General features: G+C 34.8%; 14 protein-coding genes and 1 tRNA gene. 5 read left to right on the forward strand and 10 right to left on the reverse strand.

Going from position 1 to position 20,327, the window contains the following annotated elements:
• Nucleotides 1-23 precede the first annotated feature (23 nt).
• From RM706_RS09860 to RM706_RS09885, 6 genes are all read right to left on the reverse strand, one after another.
• The gene (locus RM706_RS09860; RefSeq protein WP_311350933.1) at nt 24-2,558 is read right to left on the reverse strand and encodes a PIG-L family deacetylase; all 2,535 of its coding nucleotides are present in this window, start codon (nt 2,556-2,558) and stop codon (nt 24-26) included.
• Nucleotides 2,559-2,634: 76 nt separating this feature from the next.
• Entirely contained in the window at nt 2,635-3,177 is a 543-nt protein-coding gene (locus RM706_RS09865; protein WP_311350935.1) for a mechanosensitive ion channel domain-containing protein, read from the reverse strand.
• A 3-nt stretch (nt 3,178-3,180) separates the two neighbouring features.
• Nucleotides 3,181-4,137 carry a septum formation inhibitor Maf gene (locus tag RM706_RS09870; protein ID WP_311350937.1) on the reverse strand — a complete coding sequence of 319 codons (957 nt, stop codon included), beginning with the start codon at nt 4,135-4,137 and terminating at the stop codon, nt 3,181-3,183.
• 39 nt (nt 4,138-4,176) lie between these two features.
• Nucleotides 4,177-4,776 carry a Maf family nucleotide pyrophosphatase gene (locus RM706_RS09875; protein ID WP_311350939.1) on the reverse strand — a complete coding sequence of 200 codons (600 nt, stop codon included), beginning with the start codon at nt 4,774-4,776 and terminating at the stop codon, nt 4,177-4,179.
• Nucleotides 4,769-5,296, reverse strand: coding sequence for a KdsC family phosphatase (locus RM706_RS09880; RefSeq protein WP_311350941.1), 528 nt, complete (start codon nt 5,294-5,296; stop codon nt 4,769-4,771). The genes RM706_RS09875 and RM706_RS09880 overlap by 8 nt, the downstream gene beginning before the upstream one ends.
• Entirely contained in the window at nt 5,280-6,041 is a 762-nt protein-coding gene (locus RM706_RS09885; protein WP_311352014.1) for a Rossmann-like and DUF2520 domain-containing protein, read from the reverse strand. The genes RM706_RS09880 and RM706_RS09885 overlap by 17 nt, the downstream gene beginning before the upstream one ends.
• A gap of 129 nt (nt 6,042-6,170) precedes the next feature.
• Here RM706_RS09885 and RM706_RS09890 point away from each other — a divergent pair, with 129 nt between their 5' ends.
• On the forward strand, nt 6,171-9,338 hold the full coding sequence (locus tag RM706_RS09890; protein WP_311350943.1) for a cytochrome c biogenesis protein CcsA: 3,168 nt from the start codon (nt 6,171-6,173) through the stop codon (nt 9,336-9,338).
• Here the strand turns inward: RM706_RS09890 and RM706_RS09895 are convergent, their stop codons facing one another.
• Nucleotides 9,339-10,631 (reverse strand): M14 family metallopeptidase, encoded by a 1,293-nt coding sequence (locus RM706_RS09895; protein WP_311350944.1) that lies wholly within the window; start codon nt 10,629-10,631, stop codon nt 9,339-9,341.
• A gap of 241 nt (nt 10,632-10,872) precedes the next feature.
• Here RM706_RS09895 and RM706_RS09900 point away from each other — a divergent pair, with 241 nt between their 5' ends.
• The 3 genes from RM706_RS09900 (at nt 10,873) to bshB1 (ending at nt 14,259) form a co-directional block, all read left to right on the forward strand.
• Nucleotides 10,873-12,285 (forward strand): MATE family efflux transporter, encoded by a 1,413-nt coding sequence (locus tag RM706_RS09900; protein ID WP_311350945.1) that lies wholly within the window; start codon nt 10,873-10,875, stop codon nt 12,283-12,285.
• Between the two features lie 82 nt (nt 12,286-12,367).
• Complete coding sequence (locus tag RM706_RS09905) at nt 12,368-13,537, forward strand: trans-sulfuration enzyme family protein (RefSeq protein ID WP_311350947.1); 1,170 nt, start codon at nt 12,368-12,370, stop codon at nt 13,535-13,537.
• Complete coding sequence (bshB1, locus tag RM706_RS09910) at nt 13,537-14,259, forward strand: bacillithiol biosynthesis deacetylase BshB1 (RefSeq protein WP_311350950.1); 723 nt, start codon at nt 13,537-13,539, stop codon at nt 14,257-14,259. The genes RM706_RS09905 and bshB1 overlap by 1 nt, the downstream gene beginning before the upstream one ends.
• Here bshB1 and RM706_RS09915 read toward each other — a convergent pair.
• Nucleotides 14,256-16,337 carry a tetratricopeptide repeat-containing sensor histidine kinase gene (locus RM706_RS09915; RefSeq protein ID WP_311350952.1) on the reverse strand — a complete coding sequence of 694 codons (2,082 nt, stop codon included), beginning with the start codon at nt 16,335-16,337 and terminating at the stop codon, nt 14,256-14,258. The genes bshB1 and RM706_RS09915 overlap by 4 nt on opposite strands.
• A 73-nt stretch (nt 16,338-16,410) precedes the next feature.
• The gene (locus tag RM706_RS09920; protein ID WP_311350954.1) at nt 16,411-18,474 is read right to left on the reverse strand and encodes a tetratricopeptide repeat-containing sensor histidine kinase; all 2,064 of its coding nucleotides are present in this window, start codon (nt 18,472-18,474) and stop codon (nt 16,411-16,413) included.
• A gap of 129 nt (nt 18,475-18,603) precedes the next feature.
• Between RM706_RS09920 and RM706_RS09925 the strand changes: the two genes are divergently transcribed.
• A tRNA-His gene (locus RM706_RS09925) sits at nt 18,604-18,679 on the forward strand.
• A 52-nt stretch (nt 18,680-18,731) separates the two neighbouring features.
• Here the strand turns inward: RM706_RS09925 and RM706_RS09930 are convergent.
• The gene (locus tag RM706_RS09930; RefSeq protein ID WP_311350956.1) at nt 18,732-20,297 is read right to left on the reverse strand and encodes a M28 family peptidase; all 1,566 of its coding nucleotides are present in this window, start codon (nt 20,295-20,297) and stop codon (nt 18,732-18,734) included.
• Between the last annotated feature and the right edge of the window lie 30 nt (nt 20,298-20,327).

Raw genomic sequence — 20,327 nt, forward strand, 5'->3', positions numbered from 1 at the left:
TCCAAACAAAACTATTTTCTGAACTATCCTTTGATCTCATCCTCGTTTTTAATATTTTCTTTTCCTAAAGATAGCATGTTTGCAAATAGTTTATAAGCGCCTGAAACTCCGGCGGGCAATTCCCTAAAAAAGCTAAGTCCGGTATAAATATAGTTTCCCTTACCATAAGGAGCAACCAACAAACTACCAGTTTTGGCTGTTTCGCCCTTATCGCTCATAGAAAGTATAGGGGTAAATTCCTCACCCCATTCATTTGGAAAGTAAAGCCCACGCTCTTGAACCCAACCATCAAAGTCAGTTTTATCAATGGTATTCGGAAAGTTAACCAAAGCATGATCTTTGGCAAGAATGGATACCTCAGCATTTTCATTGGTCACTCTGTCTCTTGATATTGTTAAGGAATAAGGAGCAATATTTTCAAATTGGTTACGCCATCTATTTGCAGTGTTATATTGAATGATAAGATTACCACCTTCTTTTACATAATCTAACAAATGGCTTTGCTTGAATTTGAGTTCTTCAACAACGTTATAGGCTCTAATTCCCACCACAATACCATCGTACTTATCTAGTGTACCTTTTTCAATTTCTGAAACATTTATGGTCTGAACATTATAGCCTATTTGCTCTAAACTTTCAGGAACTTTATCACCTGCACCTACAATATACCCAATGTTTTCACCACTCTTCTGGATATTCAAACGAACTACTTTAGCTTCTGAAGGCAGCAGTATGGATTGTTTTGGAATATGGTCATAAGAGATTTCAGCTAGGGATTTGTCATAGTTTTTATCATTAACAGTTAGTGATGGACTGATATAACCTTCACTTTCATTGGCTGGTGGAGTTACTTCAAAATAAACTGTTTGAACTTCTCCCTTTTGTGTAATTGAAAAATTCAAAGCTTCAGGCTGTACGCTCCAACCGACAGGATATTTTATTCTTGCAATACCGGAAATATCATTTTTTCCAGCCCGAATGGCCAGTGCAACCTTCTTAGGTTGAGAATCCGAAAAAATCATGACATCATCTGTAAAACTTGCAGTCACCTCAGGTAAAATCACAAAGGGTTCAAAGAGCTCTCCTTTATCAGGTTTTGAGTAGCGTCGAAAAACAGGCTTAGTAAAATCTAATGTAGTGCCTGAAAAATCTAATTGAAAAATTGCTTCAAATGCTGCGGGTGTCTCAGGTTTGCCTATTAAACTTTTATCCGAAACCTTATACATACCTAAACTCCCCTTCTCATTCAACCAGTACGGGGAGGTGTAAGCGTTGTTTTCAGGAATTACAAATTCTAATTCAAGATTCTCTTTCTTATTTTCTACAAGACTTAGATTTGGACTTAAAGAATTCTGACTGTTCTTTATATGTATCTTGTACAGCCTTACGTCGACCTCACTTCTATTCAACACCTCAAAAGTCACTTTTAAATTTTCATTTTGTACCGCAGAAGCTGCAGAGGCATTGGCTTCTAAATAAATACCGGAGCAAGCAAGAATAATTTCTTTTAGATGTTCGGATTTTAAACTTTTCCAATGCTCATCTTCAATATTTTGTAGCAGTTCATAAGCTTCAATTAATTGTCCTAAATGTGAAGAAGGGTCTTTAAAATTGAAGTCATTTTCTATAGCGTATAAAATATTTCCAATTGCCTCGCCATTTTCTATTCTTGACCAAGTGGTATTGATTCCATCAAAAAGATTAGACTTATCCGGGGGCAAATCGCCTTTTAAAAGCTCTACATATTCATCTTGGGAACCTCTCAGTGAAATACGACCAAATCCTTGACATAAATGTTGACTACTTGCCAAAGAAGCAATTTCATTATTTGAAATACCCAATTCGGGGTAATAGACACCAACATCCATTTTCAGCATATTTGACTTGTCTGCTTTTTCAAAATTCTCTCGACTACCATAGAACCACCAATTTGTATTAAAAAATATACGTTTGGGTTGCCATATGTCTGTTAAGCTGAGTTGTTCAGGATAGGCACTTTTATTAGCTGCCAAATTAAAAGCCTCAACACTTAACATGGCCGATGCAGTATGATGACCATGGGTTGTTCCTGGACTTCTGTGGTCAAAGCGATTAATGATAACATCTGGTCTTAAATTACGGATAGTCCAAACGACATCTTCCAAAACCTGTTCTTTGTCCCAAATCTCTAAAGTTTCATCTGGATGTTTTGAATAACCAAAATCGTTAGCTCTACTAAATCGTTGTTCTCCTCCATCAACACGCCTTGCCCCCAATAATTCTTGAGTTCGCAATAATCCTAATAACTCTCTTAATTCTGGACCTATCAAATTTTGACCTCCATCACCTCTAGTTAAAGATAAATAGGCGGTTCTTGCTTTAACATGGTTTGATAAATATGCTATAAGCCGTGTGTTTTCATCATCAGGATGTGCCGCAACATATAGTGCAGTACCTAAAAAATTCAGCTTTTGAAGCTCATGGTGAATTTGAGTTGAAGAAAGTTTTTTTGGTGCCTGTGCTTGTGCAAGAGCGCAAAAGAGGATTAAGCCTAGACCTAAAGCCTTAAATTTCTGCATGATTGGGATTTTAGTTAATCTCAAATATAGAAAGATTAAGAGGCAGCAACCTTACATTTAGAACTTCTTTAACATGCTAAAAAGATGATTCTAAATCTTCACCTGTGGCGACCTGTTTTTGAATTAAAACAACCCCTTTTTGTAATAAAAGATTATTGGGGTAGGTAAGTAACTCACCATTATCTTTCTTTAGGTTAACATTGAAGGCCTGAATGTTAATAATTATAGCCTCTTCAGGAAAATCTTTATCTAATATTCTAATTCTATCGCCAATTTTAAAAGGAAAATAAAAGAACAAAATAATCCCAGAAGTAATATTGCTTAATATAGACCAAGTGGCAAAAAGTGCTACCCCTAATACGGCAAATATTGACGAAAGAATTAGGCCAAGTTCTTTAAAATCAACTCCCCAAATAAAAATCATTGCAACAACAAGAATAAAAAAAAGGCCAAAAGTAATGTACCTGCCCACTAATACGGCTCTCACTTGGTTAATATCACTGATTCGAGCAATCTTTCTAATGGTCATTACTGCCAGAAATCGAAGAATTAGGAATACTACCAGTACAATTAAAGTTGTCGTTAATTCAGTTTGATAATCTTTAATAAAGTTGTCCATGACTTATATACCTAGGCTATCACGAAGAAAAGAGTCTTTATTAGAATTTTGACGCCAATATGGAGTTTTTAAACTTTTTAATTTGATGCCTTTTGAAGTCATCAACTTTGAATTAGATCCATAACCACTTTTAAACTCCTCAGACCAGCTTTCAATGGTATATGGAAAAGCTGAGGTAAAGTTGATGGAAACTTTTCTAATGCCATCTCCATAGTCAACGGTATAAGTACTTGTACCATTTGAAGTTTCTAGTGATGCTATTGCATTTAGTGCCTGAATTTCTTGATGTTTGACCCTAAAAAATTCTAAAGAAGGAACAATTTGAATTTCACCAATAGGCAAGTTTTCAGGATTAATTCTGATTTTAGTCCAAATTTCATTTTCTAAAAAAGCTTTGTCCAAAGTCAAATTTTTATCTGCTTCCCCTTCAAAATAAGAATGTGATGTGAATTCAAACTTTTCGCGATTATTGAGTTGCGAATAGACATGGCCGCACCATTCTTGAATAGACAGACTGGTTTTTATAGCATGTTGATTATCATATACAGGATAAAATGTGCTGCTCATAATAGAGTAGGGGTAAATACCTGTAAGGTAATTTTTGGTGGCGTTTAATTTTAAAACAGGAATGTTATCTGAATTGCTTCTGTCTGCCTTTACTTGTATTTCTGGCAGAAAAGGTTCTGTGACGTAAATTAGCACACTTGTTCCCTCTCTAACTTCACCATAACGGGCCTGTTCCAATTTATAGGAAGTAATCTCTGCATTACCGGCATACCAATACTTCTTAAATTCTTGAGATAATGGATTTTTTGATACTGAGGTTTCAGTGTTTACAACTTTTGTATTGATAGCAAGTTCTTCAACCTCTGGAGCTGTTTGCTCTTTACAACTTTCAAAAAGAGAAATTAGTACAGCGAACAAAACAATGATTAATTCAAAACGAAGCCACTTTTTCATAATATTAAGATGGTTTTTATCAAAATTAATCAAGATGTATCAGTCAACCATGTTCATTAACGTTTTGTAAACTAAATGTGTAGGCATACCTACAACATTATTGTAAGAGCCTTGAATGCTTTCGATAGCGATAGCTCCCAACCACTCTTGAATTCCATATGCGCCTGCCTTATCAAATGGTTTGCACTTTTCAATATAATAGTTGATTTCCTCTTCAGTTATCTTGCCAAACTTGACTTTCGTAGTCATACTTATCGTTTTTTGTATATTAGGGGTTGTAAAACAAACGGATGTAATAACATCATGCCAACCATCGGATAATTTCTTCAACATATCAGTTGCTTCGCTGTTATTACCTGCTTTTGCTAATGATTCATCATTGTGCCATACAACAGTATCTGACGTTACCAATATTTCATTCGTCTGTAGAGTACCTTTAAATGGTGAAGCTTTTAATACCGCAAGATTTTCTGAAATTTTATTCGCTTTTAGTGTCTCTGGATAAATCTCTTCGACAGGTTTTAATCGAATTTCAAAATCTAGACCTAAATCTTCAAAAAACTGTTTTCTTCTTGGCGAACCAGAAGCCAAAACTATTTTATGGTTTTTAAGTTTTTTACGTAATGGGTTCTCAATCATTTTTGGCGCTAAAATTTGAGTTCCAGTCCCCGCGAACTTTTAAAACCTGTTCAATGATATCGCGAACACAGCCTTCCCCACCGTTCTTATGAGAAACATAGTCACAAACCGCTTTTACTTCAGCAACCGCATTTTGTGGACAAGTGGCCAGTTGTACCATTTTCATTGGTGGAATATCAGGCAGGTCATCGCCCATGTACAAGGCATTTTGAGGTTTGATGTTATAAATGTCCAGATATTCATCTAATGGTTCTTCTTTATGATGAGCGCCTAAATAAATATCGGTTACCCCCAAACCTTTCAACCTATTGCGAACTCCTTCATTACTTCCGCCTGAAATAATACAAACGTTATATCCTTTATCCAAAGCAGTTTTCAGGGCATATCCATCTTTTACATTCATGCTTCTTAACATTTCTCCAGTTGAGGTTATTAAGATAGAGCCATCGGTAAAAACCCCATCCACATCAAAGATAAAAGTGGTGATATCCTTTAAATATTCCTTATAATTTTTTTTCATAGGTCTCTTTAATCGATTGGCTTAAAAGTTGGTATATTTTTTTATGGATAGGATTGTTCAATTCGTCTAAATGTTGTTGCATGGTTAACACATCATTTCGTCTTGCTGGCCCCGTTTGTGCCTTTTTAGGATTCAAAACACTGAGTTTATCCACTGTCTCTAAAATCAAAGGTTGTATCAGTTCAAAGGGTAAACTTTCCGTTTCACAAAGCTCTTGAGCAATTTGAAACAGATGGTTACTAAAGTTATTTGCAAATACTGCTGCTAAATGTAATTTTTTTCTCTTTTCAGACGAAATTTCATTTACCGATTCAGTCAAAAAATTGGCGAACGTATTTAGTGTGCTTAAACCCTTTTCATCGCTAGCTTCAATACAAATAGGAATTTTTGTAAAATCGATTTCTTTGTTTTTTGTAAAACTCTGTAAAGGATAAAATACTCCTTTCCTTTTGGATCTTATGGAAGCCATTGAAATGCTACCTGATGTATGAGCGACGATTCCAGGTTTACGGCTAACAATTTCGGACACTGATGCAATTTCATCGTCAGTTACAGCAATTAAATAGATATCGGCATTAACAATGGCATCTATATTTGTTGTAATACTGCAATGTTCTGAAAAATATTTTAGGGTTTCCCTATTCCTTCCAAAAACTTGTTTTATTGCAACTTCATCAACATTTAAGAAAGCATTGAATAGGTGCGTTGCCACATTGCCTGTTCCGATAAGCACAAATGAAAGCATGTTCAAAAGTACAAATTTAACAGGGTTTGGTTTTGAGAAATAATTAACAGTTTTGTTCAGCTTTTTAGTTTGGACGGCCGATTTTCAAAATGTAAAAACGCCGTACTTTTGCATGCCAAAGAATCGCATATGTTCAATTTGCTCAAGAAAACCCTCTTTTCAACTAAATTAATGGCTATGCTTTTTTTAGCTTTTGCCACAGCGATGGCCATTGGTACCTTTGTTGAGAGTTGGTATAGCACTGAAACTGCAAGAATCTACATTTATAATGCCACTTGGTTTGAGGTCATTATGGTGTTTTTTGTGATTAATTTTTTCGGCAATATCTTCAGATATAAATTATTACAATGGAAAAAGTGGCCGGTTTTAGTTTTGCACCTTTCTTGGATTCTTATTATTATCGGTGCTTTTGTGACTCGCTACATCAGTTATGAAGGTATGATGCCCATTCGTGAGGGTAATGCTGAAAAAGTGTTCTATTCTGATAAGACGTATTTAACTGCTTTTGTAGATGGAGATATGAATGGAGGAAAAATGCGCAAAACTTTACAACACCCCATTTTAGTAACTTCTGAAGGTAAACGAAGTAATTTACCATGGAAAGGTGATTTTAATGGCCAATCATTTACTATTGACTATGTAGATTTTATCGATGGTGCCGAAGAAGGATTGATTCCCGATGAGAATGGAAATGAATACTTAAAAATAGTGGAAGCTGGTGATGGTCAACGACATGAGCATTACTTAGAAAACGGGAAAGTTGCCAGTATACATAACGTCTTGTTCTCACTAAATAAGAATACCCAGGGTGCCATTAACCTATTCACTTCTGATAGCACTTATTCTATTAAAACACCTTTCGATGGTGGTTTTATGCGTATGGCAGATCAATTTAAAGGGCAAGTGGTTAAGGATAGCTTACAAAAACTCCAATTACGTTCGCTCTACACCATAGCCAATATGCAGTTTGTGATTCCTGAACCTATAGTAAAGGGTAGTTACGGTGTTGTAAAAGTTCCTGAAAAGGAAATTACTGCGCAAACTCAAGATGCTTTGGTAGTATCAGTGACTTCAGATGGGCAAACAGTAGAGCGTAAGTTATTAGGTGCTCAAGGAACTGCTGAGTTTTCCGAGAAGTTTAATGTTGGTGGACTTGAGTTTTCCCTATCCTATGGTTCTAAGGTGTATGAACTACCTTTTAATATAAAACTGAATGATTTTATCGCGGAAAAGTATCCAGGTACTGATAACAGTTATAAATCGTTTATGAGCAAAATAACCGTTGAAGATGAACGACCTTTTGATTATGACATTTATATGAACCATGTATTGGACCATAAAGGATATCGTTTTTTTCAATCTAGTTTTATGCCAGACGAAAAAGGCACCGTACTTTCTGTTAATCATGATGTTTGGGGAACATGGATTACCTACATAGGCTATTTCTTGCTTTATATAGGCCTTATGGGTATTATGTTTTTTGGTAAGACACGTTTTAAAGATTTAGCAAAATCCTTAGATAAAATAAAAAAGAAAAAAACGGCTTTAACAGTTGTATTGGTTTTGTTGGGGATGACAAGTTTGCATGCGCAAGATGTCAATACACACAATAATACTCTTCCAACCAAAGCTCAAATAGATTCGGCAATTACTACAACTACAGTTTCAAAAGAACATGCAGACAAATTTGGTGCTCTAGTAATGCAAGACGCGGGAGGTCGCATGAAACCAATTCATACCTTTTCCTCGGAATTGTTGCGTAAATTAAGTGGTAAGAATGAATTTCGGGATATGAATTCCGATCAGGTGTTTTTATCAATGATGTTGAATCCGCCAGTTTGGTACAACACCGAATTTATTTCTTTAGGAAAGCGTGAAAATGATAGTATTCGAGAAATTGTAGGTGTCCCAAAGAGTCAAAAACTTGTAAAAGCCACTGATTTTTTTGACGCTACCGGAATGTACAAATTAAAGCCCTATATGTTGGAGGCGACCTCCACAAATAACCCAAATAATTTTCAAAAGGATTTTAAAAAAGTGAACGAGCGATTGAATCTCTTGGATATGGCCTTAAGCGGTCAAATTGTTAAGATTTTTCCGCTCTTGAACGATGAAAATAATAAATGGATTTCTCCTATTGAGTTTCGAGGGGGGCAGTACCAAATTAGCGATTCACTTTATGCTAACTTCATCAATAACGGGTTGCCTTATTACTTGAGTACCTTGCAACAGGCTATTAAAACAGGAGATTATTCAGAATCGGATAAACTTTTGGCAGCATTTAAGCAAAATCAACAAAACCATGGTTCGGAAGTACTTCCTTCTGATAAAAAAATTAAAACAGAGATTTTATATAATAAGTTAGATGTTTTCAATAGACTTTATAAATACTATATGACCATAGGGGCATTTTTGTTTTTTATATTGATATTCAAAATCTTCAAAGAGCGAGAAATATGGAAAGCTGCAGCATTCTTCTTAAAAGGAATCATCATTCTGTTTTTTGTTTGGCATACTGCGGGCTTGGTACTTCGATGGTATATTTCTGGACATGCTCCATGGAGTAATGCCTATGAAAGTATTCTTTATATATCATGGGCCACAATGGGAATGGGTTTCGCTTTTGGGAGAAAAAACGAATTGACCATTGCAGCAAGTGCTTTTGTAACTGCCATGCTTTTATGGATTGCTCACCAAAGTTGGGTAGATCCATCCATAGCGAATTTGCAACCCGTTTTGGATAGTTATTGGTTGATGATTCATGTTGCTGTCATTGTGGGAAGTTACGGACCATTAACAGTCGGGATGATCTTGGGGGTGGTTTCCTTAATTTTAATCCTATTAACTACTGAAAAGAATAAAAAACGGATGGATATCAACCTAAAAGAGTTGACCATTATAAATGAACTTTCTTTAACTGTTGGCCTTATTATGTTGACCATTGGTAATTTTCTTGGTGGACAATGGGCCAATGAAAGTTGGGGTCGCTATTGGGGCTGGGACCCTAAGGAGACCTGGGCCCTAATTTCGATAATGATTTATGCATTTGTCTTGCATATGCGATTAGTACCTGGTATGCGAAGTAAATGGCTTTTCAATTTTGCCAGTATTGCTGCCTATGGATCTATTATGATGACCTATTTTGGGGTTAATTTTTATTTGGTAGGTCTGCACAGCTATGCTGAATCTGGTTCCGCCGCGATTACCCCTGACTACGTCAAATATATCGTTTTGGGCGTTCTTGTATTCGGAGGGATTAGTTATTGGAAATACAGGGTGAATTATGCCAAGACATAACTATTTAGAATCTAACAACCGCATTAATTCCTCTGCAGCCACTTTTCCTTTTTCTTTTAAAAATGGCCTAGCAGTATTGTCACCTAGCTCAAATACGACTGCTGGCATACCGTGGTTAACAAAAAAATAGGTTCTTGAAACCATCGTGGGGCTCAATTCTTTTGAAGCCTTGACATTGGTCTTTTTTTGTGGTAATCGGTTGCCAATACTTTCAATCCAGTCAAAGATCAGTTTTCCTTTTGGCCCTGTGGCCAGAGTATCCAAGGGATAATAAATATCATCCCAAGTAGAATGAAAATCTGCCCCAAAAACAAATTCATACCCTTCTGAATCTTTCTTTTTCAAGAAGTCACTAACGCTTTTGGTTTCAGGTTGATTAAAATTTTGCCAATCTCTATTGAGGTCAATTCCGCCCATATTGTGTCGCCAATGCCCATTATCGACCCCATCAGGATTCATCAGTGGAATCACAAAAACTGTATGATTATCTCTAAATTTTTTAGCCAATTCTGTATCTGACGAAATGGTCTCAATAAATGATTTCATTGCCAAAAAACCTGTCACCTCTGGCGGATGCTGTCTTGAAATTATCATAATGGCTTTTTTCGTCTTATTATTTTCATTGATTTCAAGGAGATTTATAGGTCGTTTTTCTTTAGATTCGCCTATAGCATATGTTGAAACAAATGATTTTGTAGCTAAAGAATCCACCCAATTTTTGACTCTTTTTGAGGTATATAGCTCTTGTGCGGAAACCCAAATTGGATTTTTATTAATATCTAATGTTATTTCAGCAAATTCAGGTGCCGCTTTAATTCCAAATTCCCCTTCACCTATATTGATTGCTTTAAAAGCTGCGCTATCAATGGCTCTAAAATTCAATCCGTCAGTACTTATTTTTGGATAATAGCGACTTCTAGAATCTTGATATGAAAGTTTTATGGTTATTTCTCTTGGATTACTCGTCCATATTTTAAATGCATACCATGGGCTTACATTGATAGGGGTATTTTCCGCTGTTATCCAAATTGTATAATGATCATTGCCGTCATCTGCAACTCCATTCAATCTAGCTCCATCAAAATTATTAGTGAAAAAAGTAGTACTGTCATTGAATACCCAATTACCTTTCCACTGTTTTTGTATTGGTCTATCAACTGTGGGTACTATTGGACTTTTTGGTTGCCCTTGATAACCGATATTTTTATTTGAAATATCGGTATGTGAATTTTCTGCACTCTTACATGCAATTAAGAATACGGAAAGAATAAAAAATCTAGAAAAAAACTTCATATGAATAAAAAAAAGTAAATTATTGTTGCAAAACAGGGCCTGTAAATTTCAAGGTGATATTACGAATTCTATGTGAGTTTTTAGTATGGTATCATTATTTTTAGCATATTTGCGTCATCATGAAGTTATAAGAATTATGAATACGATAGATGTCATTGCCGGGCGGCGATTTAATTAACCGAAATACTTCTTCGGTTACCTTGACATCCTTTTTTCTTTTCAATAACATAATTCTTATATAATGACGACATCACAAGAACCTTTATCCATTAAAAAACTATTTAGTTATTTAATTATAGCCATAACTGGCAAAGAAACCGAATTCACGACTGGGAGTATTCGCAAGGCGATTTTTATGCTCTCTATTCCTATGATTTTAGAAATGTTGATGGAGAGTATTTTCGCTCTAGTCGATATTGCCTATGTATCTCAGGTAAGCGTAAATGCCGTGGCAACAATCGGTCTTACTGAATCGGTAATCACTTTGGTATATGCTGTTGCTATAGGATTAAGCATGGCGGCGACTGCGGTAGTCGCTCGAAGAGTAGGGGAGAAAGATATTCTTGGAGCGCGTAATGCTGCCGTTCAAGCTATTTTCTTAGGCATATTGGTCGCATTGATCGTTGGCGTTTTTGGCTTTCTTTTTTCAGAAGAAATATTACAGCTCATGGGTGCAGAACCCGATTTGATTGCAGAAGGGTCAGGTTATACCAAATGGCTTATTGGTGGTAATATCACCATTATGTTGCTCTTTCTGATCAACGCTATTTTTAGAGGTGCTGGCGATGCATCAATTGCCATGTGGACTTTAGTTCTCTCTAACGGGCTTAATATCATTCTGGACCCATTTTTCATTTTTGGCTGGGGTCCTTTTCCTGAATTAGGAGTCATGGGCGCCGCTGTCGCTACAAACATTGGGCGTGGAACTGCTGTTGTTTTTCAACTAGGAATTCTCTTTTTTGGGTGGGGTAAAATTAAATTGGCACTTAAAGACATTGCGCTTAATATTAAAGTGATGACCAACCTAATTAAAGTTTCAATAGGTGGCATTGCCCAATTTTTAATTGGAACCTCAAGTTGGGTGTTTTTAATGCGTATCATGTCTGAGTTTGGTAGTGAGGTTCTAGCAGGATATACCATTGCAATTCGGGTCATGCTATTTACTTTAATGCCCTCATGGGGAATGAGCAATGCTGCCGCTACTTTGGTAGGGCAAAACTTAGGAGCAGAACAACCAGAACGAGCAGAAATCTCTGTTTGGAAAACAGGGAAGTACAATGCCATATTTATGGGATTTGTTTCTATAATTTATTTGCTCTTTGCAAAAGAGATTGTTGGTTGGTTCAATGATACCCCAAGCGTTGTTGAAAATGGTGGGCTTTGTTTGCAGATTATTGCTATGGGCTATATTTTCTATGCCTATGGCATGGTGGTTACACAAGCTTTTAATGGTTCAGGCGACACAAAAACCCCAACAAAAATCAATTTAATAGCCTTTTGGTTGTTTCAACTACCATTAGCGTATAGTCTTGCTTTTATTTTTAATCTAGGTGCAAAAGGTGTTTTTATAGCAATTACGGCTGCTGAGGTTTTATTGGCAACGATAGCTATGATTTGGTTTAGAAAAGGAGACTGGAAACAATTCAAAGTATAAAAGAACAACAATTCTGACAACAGATTTAGTATTTTGTTCATAATGATTTCGTTAACTTTATGTTTTAAATGATTTGATTGATATGACGAATAAGAGGAAAGGAATTAATACTATTTGCACTCATGTCGGTGAGGTAAAAGATGAACAGTTTAAGGGAGCGGTTTCACCTATATATATGGCTTCTTCATACGCTTTCGAAGATGTTGAGGTAAAACGCTACCCGCGCTATTTTAATACACCAAATCAAGAGGGTTTGTGTAAAAAAATAGCAGCTTTAGAACATACTGAGGCGGCTTTGATTTTCAGTAGTGGCATGGCAGCAATCAGTCATACACTAATGGCTTTTTTAAAAGCTGGTGACCATATTGTTTTTCAACAAACACTATACGGAGGGACATATAATTTTGCCGTTACTCAGTTAGAGAAATACGGAATTTCTTATTCCTTTTCAGAAGGATGGAAGGCCAAAGATCTGGAAAATGAAATAAAACCAAACACAAAGGTTATTTATATTGAAACACCTTCAAATCCTTTACTTACAATAACGGATATGAATGCTGTGTCTAATTTGGCAAAAGAAAAAAATATTGTAACAATGATTGACAATACCTTTGCTAGTCCAATTAATCAAAATCCGGTTGATTTTGGTATTGATATTGTAATTCATAGTGCTACAAAATATATGGGAGGCCATTCTGATATTTGCGCAGGTGCGGTTGCAGCATCACAAGAGCATATTGATACTATATGGCAATCTTCCATATGTTTTGGGGGTAGTTTAAGTGACCAAACTGTTTGGTTATTAGAACGAAGTTTAAAAACCATGGCCTTGCGAGTAAAAGCGCAAAACGATAATGCACAACAAATGGCGGCTTTTCTTGAGAATAATGTTGATATAGATGCTGTGTATTATCCAGGCTTAAAATCCCATGAAGATTATAATCTGGCCATGAAGCAAATGTGCGGTTTTGGTGGTATGCTGTCTTTTGAGTTAAAAGAGGGGTTAGATGCATCAGCATTTATGAAAGCCTTACAATTGATAAAACCATCTATGAGCTTGGCAGGAGTAGAAAGTACAATGCTTTCACCTGTGCTAACTTCACACGCACTTATGAGCAAAGAAGACAGGGAGAAACAAGGTATTAAAGATGGTTTGATTCGGTTTTCTGTAGGTATTGAAGAGGTTGAAGATTTGATAATGGATATTGAACAAGCCTTAGCGAAAGTTAAATTAAATACAGTATTGGCATAATGAAGTTAGATATTCTGGTATTTGGCGCACATCCTGATGATGCCGAGTTAGGTGCCGGCGCGACCATAGCTAAAGAAGTAGCCAATGGTAAGAAGGTGGGTATTATTGATTTGACCAGAGGGGAACTTGGAACACGTGGAACTGCTGAAATAAGAGATAACGAAGCTGCTAAAGCTGCTGAAATTTTGGGGGTTTCAATACGTGAAAATTTAGAATTTTCTGATGGCTTTTTTGTAAATGATATGCCACATCAATTAGAAGTAATTAGAATGGTACGTAAATATAGACCGGAACTTGTTCTCTGCAATGCAGTTGATGATAGGCATATCGACCACGGAAAAGGATCAAAACTGGTTAGTGATGCCTGCTTTTTGAGCGGATTGATAAAGATTGACACAAAATTAAATGGTGATGATCAATGGCAAAATCCGTGGCGACCTAAAGTGGTCTATCATTATATACAATGGAAAAATATAGAACCTGATTTTGCTGTTGACATTTCTGATTATATAGAAAAGAAAACAAAAGCCATCTTAGCATACAGTTCTCAGTTTTATGACCCAAGTAGTGCTGAGCCGGAAACTCCTATAAGCAGTAAGAATTTTATAGATAGTGTAAATTATAGGGCTAGGGACCTAGGAAGGCTAATTGGGGTTGATTATGCGGAAGGTTTTACGGTTGAACGCTATGCTGCTGTAAACCAAATCACTGACTTAATTTAACCAGCCTTTTTATACTTTTTAACTACCTTAGGTAAAGTGAAGAAAAAAGTAGATCCTTTTTTTGCTTCACTTTCTACCCAAATTTCACCTTTGTTTTTAAGAACCATTTCTTTGCAAAGAGTAAGTCCTAGGCCAGTTCCTTTTTCATTATTGGTGCCGTAGGTAGTAAAGTTGGCATTATCATTGAACATCTTTTTAAGAGTTTTTTGATCCATTCCTATTCCAGTATCTTTTACCATAATTTTCCAAGTATTCTTTTCCTCTAAAGCATTTATTGTAATTAGTCCGTTTTCAGGTGTAAATTTTATGGCATTGCTAATCAAGTTCCTAATAACAATATCTATGTGATTTTCATCAAAGTAACCCATTGGGTTTTCTGGCATTTGATTAAGTATTTTAATAGACTTTGTTGCAGCGAGTTCTGATAAAAACTTAATGTTGTTCTCAACGAGTTTATTAAAACTAACAATTTTCGGCTTTGTGGCAGTACCGCTCATTTGGGCATACCCCCAGGTAAGTAAATTATTAAGTGTAAATAAGATGTGGTCTACATCAGATTTAAGCTTGGGAACAAAGCCAAAGAACTCATCTTTGGCAACTTCACCGGAAGAAAAAAGTTTGAGTATGCCCTGCAACGCGCCTATAGGCCCTCTCAAATCATGACCAATAATAGAGAATAGTTTATCTTTTGTTTTATTGATTTCATTAAGCTCTGTTTCTCTTTCCCTTAAACTTTTAGTTTTTACTTGTAACTCTTTATAAAGTCGTTTTTGTTTCTTTTGATTGAAGTAAAGTGGAATCGAAATGGCAAGAACGACACAAATTACGACTAAGGCTAAGTTTATTAAGTTACGCTGTTTCGCTAAAGCCTTTTCATTTTGATCTATTAATTCATGTCTTTGTTGATCATAATTAAATCTAGTCTTTGTTAAAGTTAGAATCTTTTTGTTTTCATCTCTTGATAGGGAGTCAGAAAGTTTTTGAAAAACTTCGTGATAACTTAAAGCCAGGGGGTACTCTTCTTTATTTTTATTGATTTTATATAGCGTTTCGGCGCAGTCTTTCTGCCCTTCTAGGGATTGGATCTTTTTTGAAATTTCAAATCCTTCATGAGCGTATTTTGATGATAAAGAATCAATTTTTAGACCTAAGTAGGCTTTTGCCAAACCATTTAATAAAGTTATTCTGCCTCTATCATATTCAAGGTTATTGTGCAGTACATTACTTTGATCAAACCAATATAAAGACCATTTGTATTTTTTTTGATTTAAATAAATCTCACCCTTTACAGTATAAGCAAAAGCTAACCAATCATAAATTCCATGTTTTTCGAATGTCGATATACTTTGATTGATGTTAAACATGGCATATTCAAAATTGCCCATATCGGAATATAACTCACCTAAATTGCCCATCGTTTCGGCAGAAATAATTTCATCGCCAAGTTGTTTATTATAGCTTTTTACCTTCTTATAAAACTCTAATGCCTGGGGGAATTCTTTTTGAGCAGCATAAAGGGCAGCTATATTTTCATTTAAAATTGACAACATTAATTTTTCGTCTAATGGTGTGGCTATATCAATACCCATTAAATAACTATTTAGGGCCTTTTCATAATCACCTGTATAGGAATACTCTGTACCCAAATCATTTAACAAAGCAAGCTTTAGCTTTAAGTTTTGGACTGAATCGGCGATTTTAAGTGCATTACTTAAATAAGAAATTGCCTTTAATCCATTACCCTTGTCTGAAAAATAATCTCCTAAAGAGTTAAGGGCTCTGGTCTCTCCATGTGTGTAGCTAATTTGTTTACTTAGTTTCAAAGCTTCCTTTGACAATACTAATAAACTATCTGAATTAATAAAGCGATAATTGGTAGCTAAGTCATTTAAAAGGTTAATATAGGTAGTGTCTTTGTCAAAATTTGGTTTTTTCCTTTCAAATTTGACAATTTTTCTTTTGATGCTGCCAATAGAAGATTGTTGTGCATGTAATAGGGGTATGCACAACATAAGTAGTATCAAAAAAATACTATTTATATCTAAGAGCTTTAACGTTTTTTTCTTGTAGGTAGACATTAATGGCTTTTTGCCTAAATAATTTGAGTAAAACTAGATTACAAGAAATCTAAGAACCAATTAATGTTGTGAATTACAGTTTATTGTGTGTTTTATCGTTAAAATTTGGTATTTCATCGATGTTTTGTTTGCTCGGTAATGTGATATGAAAACAGGTACCTTGATTTGATTGGCTCTGAATTGTTAAGCTGCCTTTATTTGCAACAAGTAAATCTTTGCAAATGTTTAACCCAAGACCGGTACCTTTTTCATTTTGGGTGCCTGGTATAGAAGTTATACTTTTTCCAGTTAAAACATTATTTATTAAGCCTTTAGTCATTCCAATGCCTTCATCACATATTGAGATTTTTATAGTTTTTATGTCCTCTATGGCATTGAAAGTTATTTTTTGGTTTAGATGAGAGTATTTTATTGCGTTTGATACAACGTTTCTTAAAATTATATTTAAGTGTTCTTTATCTATAAATACAGTTGTTTGTTGCGAAATATTACATTCAATTGAAATATTCTTTTTTTTAAGTTGCTCTTGATATAGCTCGCATATATTGTTTACAACATTTTTCAGATTTATTCTTTCAGGTACGACCTTAATTCCATTCATTTGCGTTTGTGCCCAAAATAATAAGTTGTTCAACGTGAAAGCACTATGGTCTACATTATTCTTAAGTCGTGGAGTAATTTCTGCAATTTGCTGAGGAGTTATGGCTTCGTTTTTATAAAGCTCGAGAAGTTCTTGCATTGTATTAATAGGTGCCTTTAGATCATGCCCTACTATTGAGAAAATTTTATCTTTTATTTGATTAATTTCTATTAACTCTTTATTCGCTTTTTTTTGAGTGATTATATTTTTTCTTATCAGAAATAAAATAATACCAGTTGATATGAGAAGAATAATTGCTATGTATGTAATTGCTTTTTGCCGCTCTAATTTTTTCTTGTTTTCAGCTTCAATCCGAGATTGTTCTTGCTCAAAATTGGTTTGGGCCTCAAGCATTAATAATTTAGTTTTGTTTTCAGCGTATGCTATAGAATCTGATAAGTGTTGAGAAGCTTCTAAATAAGCTACAGCTTTTTCAGTTTGATTTTCTATTTTAAAAAGTTGGTATAATAATTTTTTAGCTCTTATCGAACCTTCATAAAAATTAATTGATTTAGAAATACTATCTGCATTTATTGCATTTTCTTTACTTTTATAAAGCTCGTTTTTTAACAAATATACTTCGGCAAGACCTAGACATGCTTCTGCCTTTCGTTGAGGATCATAAACGTTTCTCAATAATTTTTTTGAGTCATTAAAAAAAACAATTGCAGAATCATATTTTTTTTCTAAAATAGATAATTCACCTAAATTTATTTGAACAAATGCCTGCCATGGTTTATTTATGTTCTCTTTAAAGAATTTTATAGATTCCTCTAAATGCTTTTTGGCTTTGTCCACTTCCTTTGTTTTTACAAAAAGATAGCCCATATTACTTTTTACCTGCGCCAACCCAAGTTCATCATTCTTAGTTTTGAGAAGATTAAGGCATTCTTTATAGTATGAGAGCGCTTGTTGCGGATCATCTAATATGGCAAAGGAAGTGGCAAGGTTCATATTGAACCTTACAGACATTTCATGATTATTGAGCTCTTTTGATTTTTTTATTCCAATTTGAGAATATTTATATGATTTGGCATAATCTGCATTCATAAAATGACCCATGCCAATTGCATTTAGACTATTTAAATATATGGTATCGGCATTGATCTTTTCAGCTGTATTTTTTACTTCTTCAATTTCTTTAAAACCCAACTGAAACTTGCCTTCAAAAATTTTAGAAAGACCTAGTGCAAGTTTAGATCCAGCAATACCTTTTTCATATTTAATGGCTTTACTTAGCCTTAAAGCTTCTGTAGCAATTGAATTTGTACTGTCTTTATTAAGCTGAGCATATTTTTTTGCTAAAACGTATAATGTTTTAATATAATTTGTGTCTGTCTTTACAAAATTTTCGTTTGATTCTAAATGATGTTTTCTTTGAAGAAGACTGTCAATTAATAGTTGCTGAGAAAATGAAAATTTAAATGCACAAAAGAAAATAAATACAGATAAAGCTATTTTTAATTTACCTGGCTTACTAAAATAATGAGATTTCATTTAAAGTTTATGTGCAGAGTTTAAAAAAACTGTAGGAGATGAATTTAATCAAAAAATATGATTAAAGAATTCTGATTATTTATTTGTTTGAATGTGAATAAAAAAATTATCTTTGCAACCGCTTTAAATGGTGGTTGTAGCTCAGCTGGTTAGAGCATCGGTTTGTGGTACCGAGGGTCGCCGGTTCGAACCCGGTCTTCCACCCAAAAAGTTTATTAAAAAGCCCCGACTTAGTTGTCGAGGCTTTTTTGTTTAGGTTATTTAGTAATAATGGGTTTGTCGACTAAAATTTTATTTGGTCTATTGGCAACTTCCCAAGCGGTATGAAATACTAATTGTGCCCTATTTTTTAATAAATCATAATTGATTTTGTCAGGTGTATCCCCAGGTCTGTGATAATCCTCATGTGTACCATTAAAATAAAAAATAATAGGAATGTTGTTCTTAGCAAAATTGTAATGGTCGCTTCTGTAATAAAACCTATTAGGGTCGTTTTCATCATTATAGGTGTAATCTAATTCAATGTTAGTATAAATTGTATTGATTTCTTCTGACAACTGATGTAATTCTGTACTCAACTTATCAGAACCAATTAGATAAATATAATTTCTATCTCCAGTCCTTTTAGGGTCAATACGACCAATCATGTCTATGTTAAGGTTTGCTGTTGTATTGGATAATGGTACAATAGGTTGATAATCGGTATAATATTTTGATCCTAAGAGTCCTTTTTCTTCGCCGGTTACATGTAAGAAAATAACTGAACGTTTCGGGCCTTTACCTTCGTCCGCAGCTTTTTTAAAGGCTTCAGCAATTTCTAGTAGTGCTACGGTACCTGAACCATCATCATCAGCTCCGTTATTAATTTGACCATCTGAAGTAACTCCAATATGGTCTAAATGAGAAGAAATAATAAGATACTCATCGGGTTTGGTAGTTCCTCGTATTATTGCGGCCACATTTTCAGAATCTATTTGGGTATTACCACTCTCAATATCCAATTTAACGGTCACATCTAAGTTTTTAGACCCCTCATCAGATTCAATTGTCGGCAATATGGACATTGCAGCTTTTTTGTTTAAAAGAATATTAAATTGATTGCTGTATTCTGCCTTTAGTTCCATTCTGCCACTATTATTGGTTTTCATAAACTCGAAATAACGATTGTATCTTGCATAGTTCTGTGAGTCATAATATAAAATACCTTTTGCTCCTTTCTGAGTCGCTAACTCAAATCGCTTTCCTGGGGCTTCAGACATATTGCTCCAAATAGACTTTTTGGTACTTCCAGAAACTTTGTAAGTACCGTCTTCGTTTTTTGGCTCTCCTGATTTTATTAGAACGAGCTTACCTTCAACATCAATATTCGCATAGTCGGAATAGTTTTCTTCTTCTATTCCATAACCCACATAAACGATATTTTTATAAGTACCTATAGCACTTGAAAAAGTTAAAATATCTTCACCTACAGCAAAAGCTTTCCCATTTGTATCTAAAGTACCTTGAGGGACTTTACTAATTTCTATAGGCACTTTTTGAAAATAATCACCATTTGCTTTGGCTGCCTGAATTCCTAGGGCTTCATATTCAGTTTTCAAATAGTCAACAGCCTTTTTTTGGCCAGGCTTACCTGTTTCACGACCTTCAAATTCATCTGAAGCATAAATGTAAAGATGTTCTTTGAGTTCATCTTCAGTAATCGTTGCGGCATAAACCCTTGAAAAATCTTGAGTTGGTTTTGGCTCATTTTTTTCAACAATAGTTTTTTGTGAAGAATTACAAGAAATCGCAAAACCAAAAATTAATACTAATATCTTATTCATGTCATAATTCTTATGTTTTCAAAAATAGTC

Origin of the sequence: Croceitalea rosinachiae, from assembly GCF_031846445.1 — a bacterium.
GTDB lineage: Bacteria > Bacteroidota > Bacteroidia > Flavobacteriales > Flavobacteriaceae > Croceitalea > Croceitalea rosinachiae.

Excerpts from the sequence above, each read along its gene's own strand:
- RM706_RS09860 (WP_311350933.1), bottom strand. The coding sequence starts at position 2,558 with ATGCAGAAATTTAAGGCTTTAGGTCTAGGCTTAATCCTCTTTTGCGCT.
- RM706_RS09865 (WP_311350935.1), bottom strand. The coding sequence starts at position 3,177 with ATGGACAACTTTATTAAAGATTATCAAACTGAATTAACGACAACTTTA.
- RM706_RS09870 (WP_311350937.1), bottom strand. The coding sequence starts at position 4,137 with ATGAAAAAGTGGCTTCGTTTTGAATTAATCATTGTTTTGTTCGCTGTA.
- RM706_RS09875 (WP_311350939.1), bottom strand. The coding sequence starts at position 4,776 with ATGATTGAGAACCCATTACGTAAAAAACTTAAAAACCATAAAATAGTT.
- RM706_RS09880 (WP_311350941.1), bottom strand. The coding sequence starts at position 5,296 with ATGAAAAAAAATTATAAGGAATATTTAAAGGATATCACCACTTTTATC.
- RM706_RS09885 (WP_311352014.1), bottom strand. The coding sequence starts at position 6,041 with ATGCTTTCATTTGTGCTTATCGGAACAGGCAATGTGGCAACGCACCTA.
- RM706_RS09890 (WP_311350943.1), top strand. The coding sequence starts at position 6,171 with ATGTTCAATTTGCTCAAGAAAACCCTCTTTTCAACTAAATTAATGGCT.
- RM706_RS09895 (WP_311350944.1), bottom strand. The coding sequence starts at position 10,631 with ATGAAGTTTTTTTCTAGATTTTTTATTCTTTCCGTATTCTTAATTGCA.
- RM706_RS09900 (WP_311350945.1), top strand. The coding sequence starts at position 10,873 with ATGACGACATCACAAGAACCTTTATCCATTAAAAAACTATTTAGTTAT.
- RM706_RS09905 (WP_311350947.1), top strand. The coding sequence starts at position 12,368 with ATGACGAATAAGAGGAAAGGAATTAATACTATTTGCACTCATGTCGGT.
- bshB1 (WP_311350950.1), top strand. The coding sequence starts at position 13,537 with ATGAAGTTAGATATTCTGGTATTTGGCGCACATCCTGATGATGCCGAG.
- RM706_RS09915 (WP_311350952.1), bottom strand. The coding sequence starts at position 16,337 with ATGTCTACCTACAAGAAAAAAACGTTAAAGCTCTTAGATATAAATAGT.
- RM706_RS09920 (WP_311350954.1), bottom strand. The coding sequence starts at position 18,474 with ATGAAATCTCATTATTTTAGTAAGCCAGGTAAATTAAAAATAGCTTTA.
- RM706_RS09930 (WP_311350956.1), bottom strand. The coding sequence starts at position 20,297 with ATGAATAAGATATTAGTATTAATTTTTGGTTTTGCGATTTCTTGTAAT.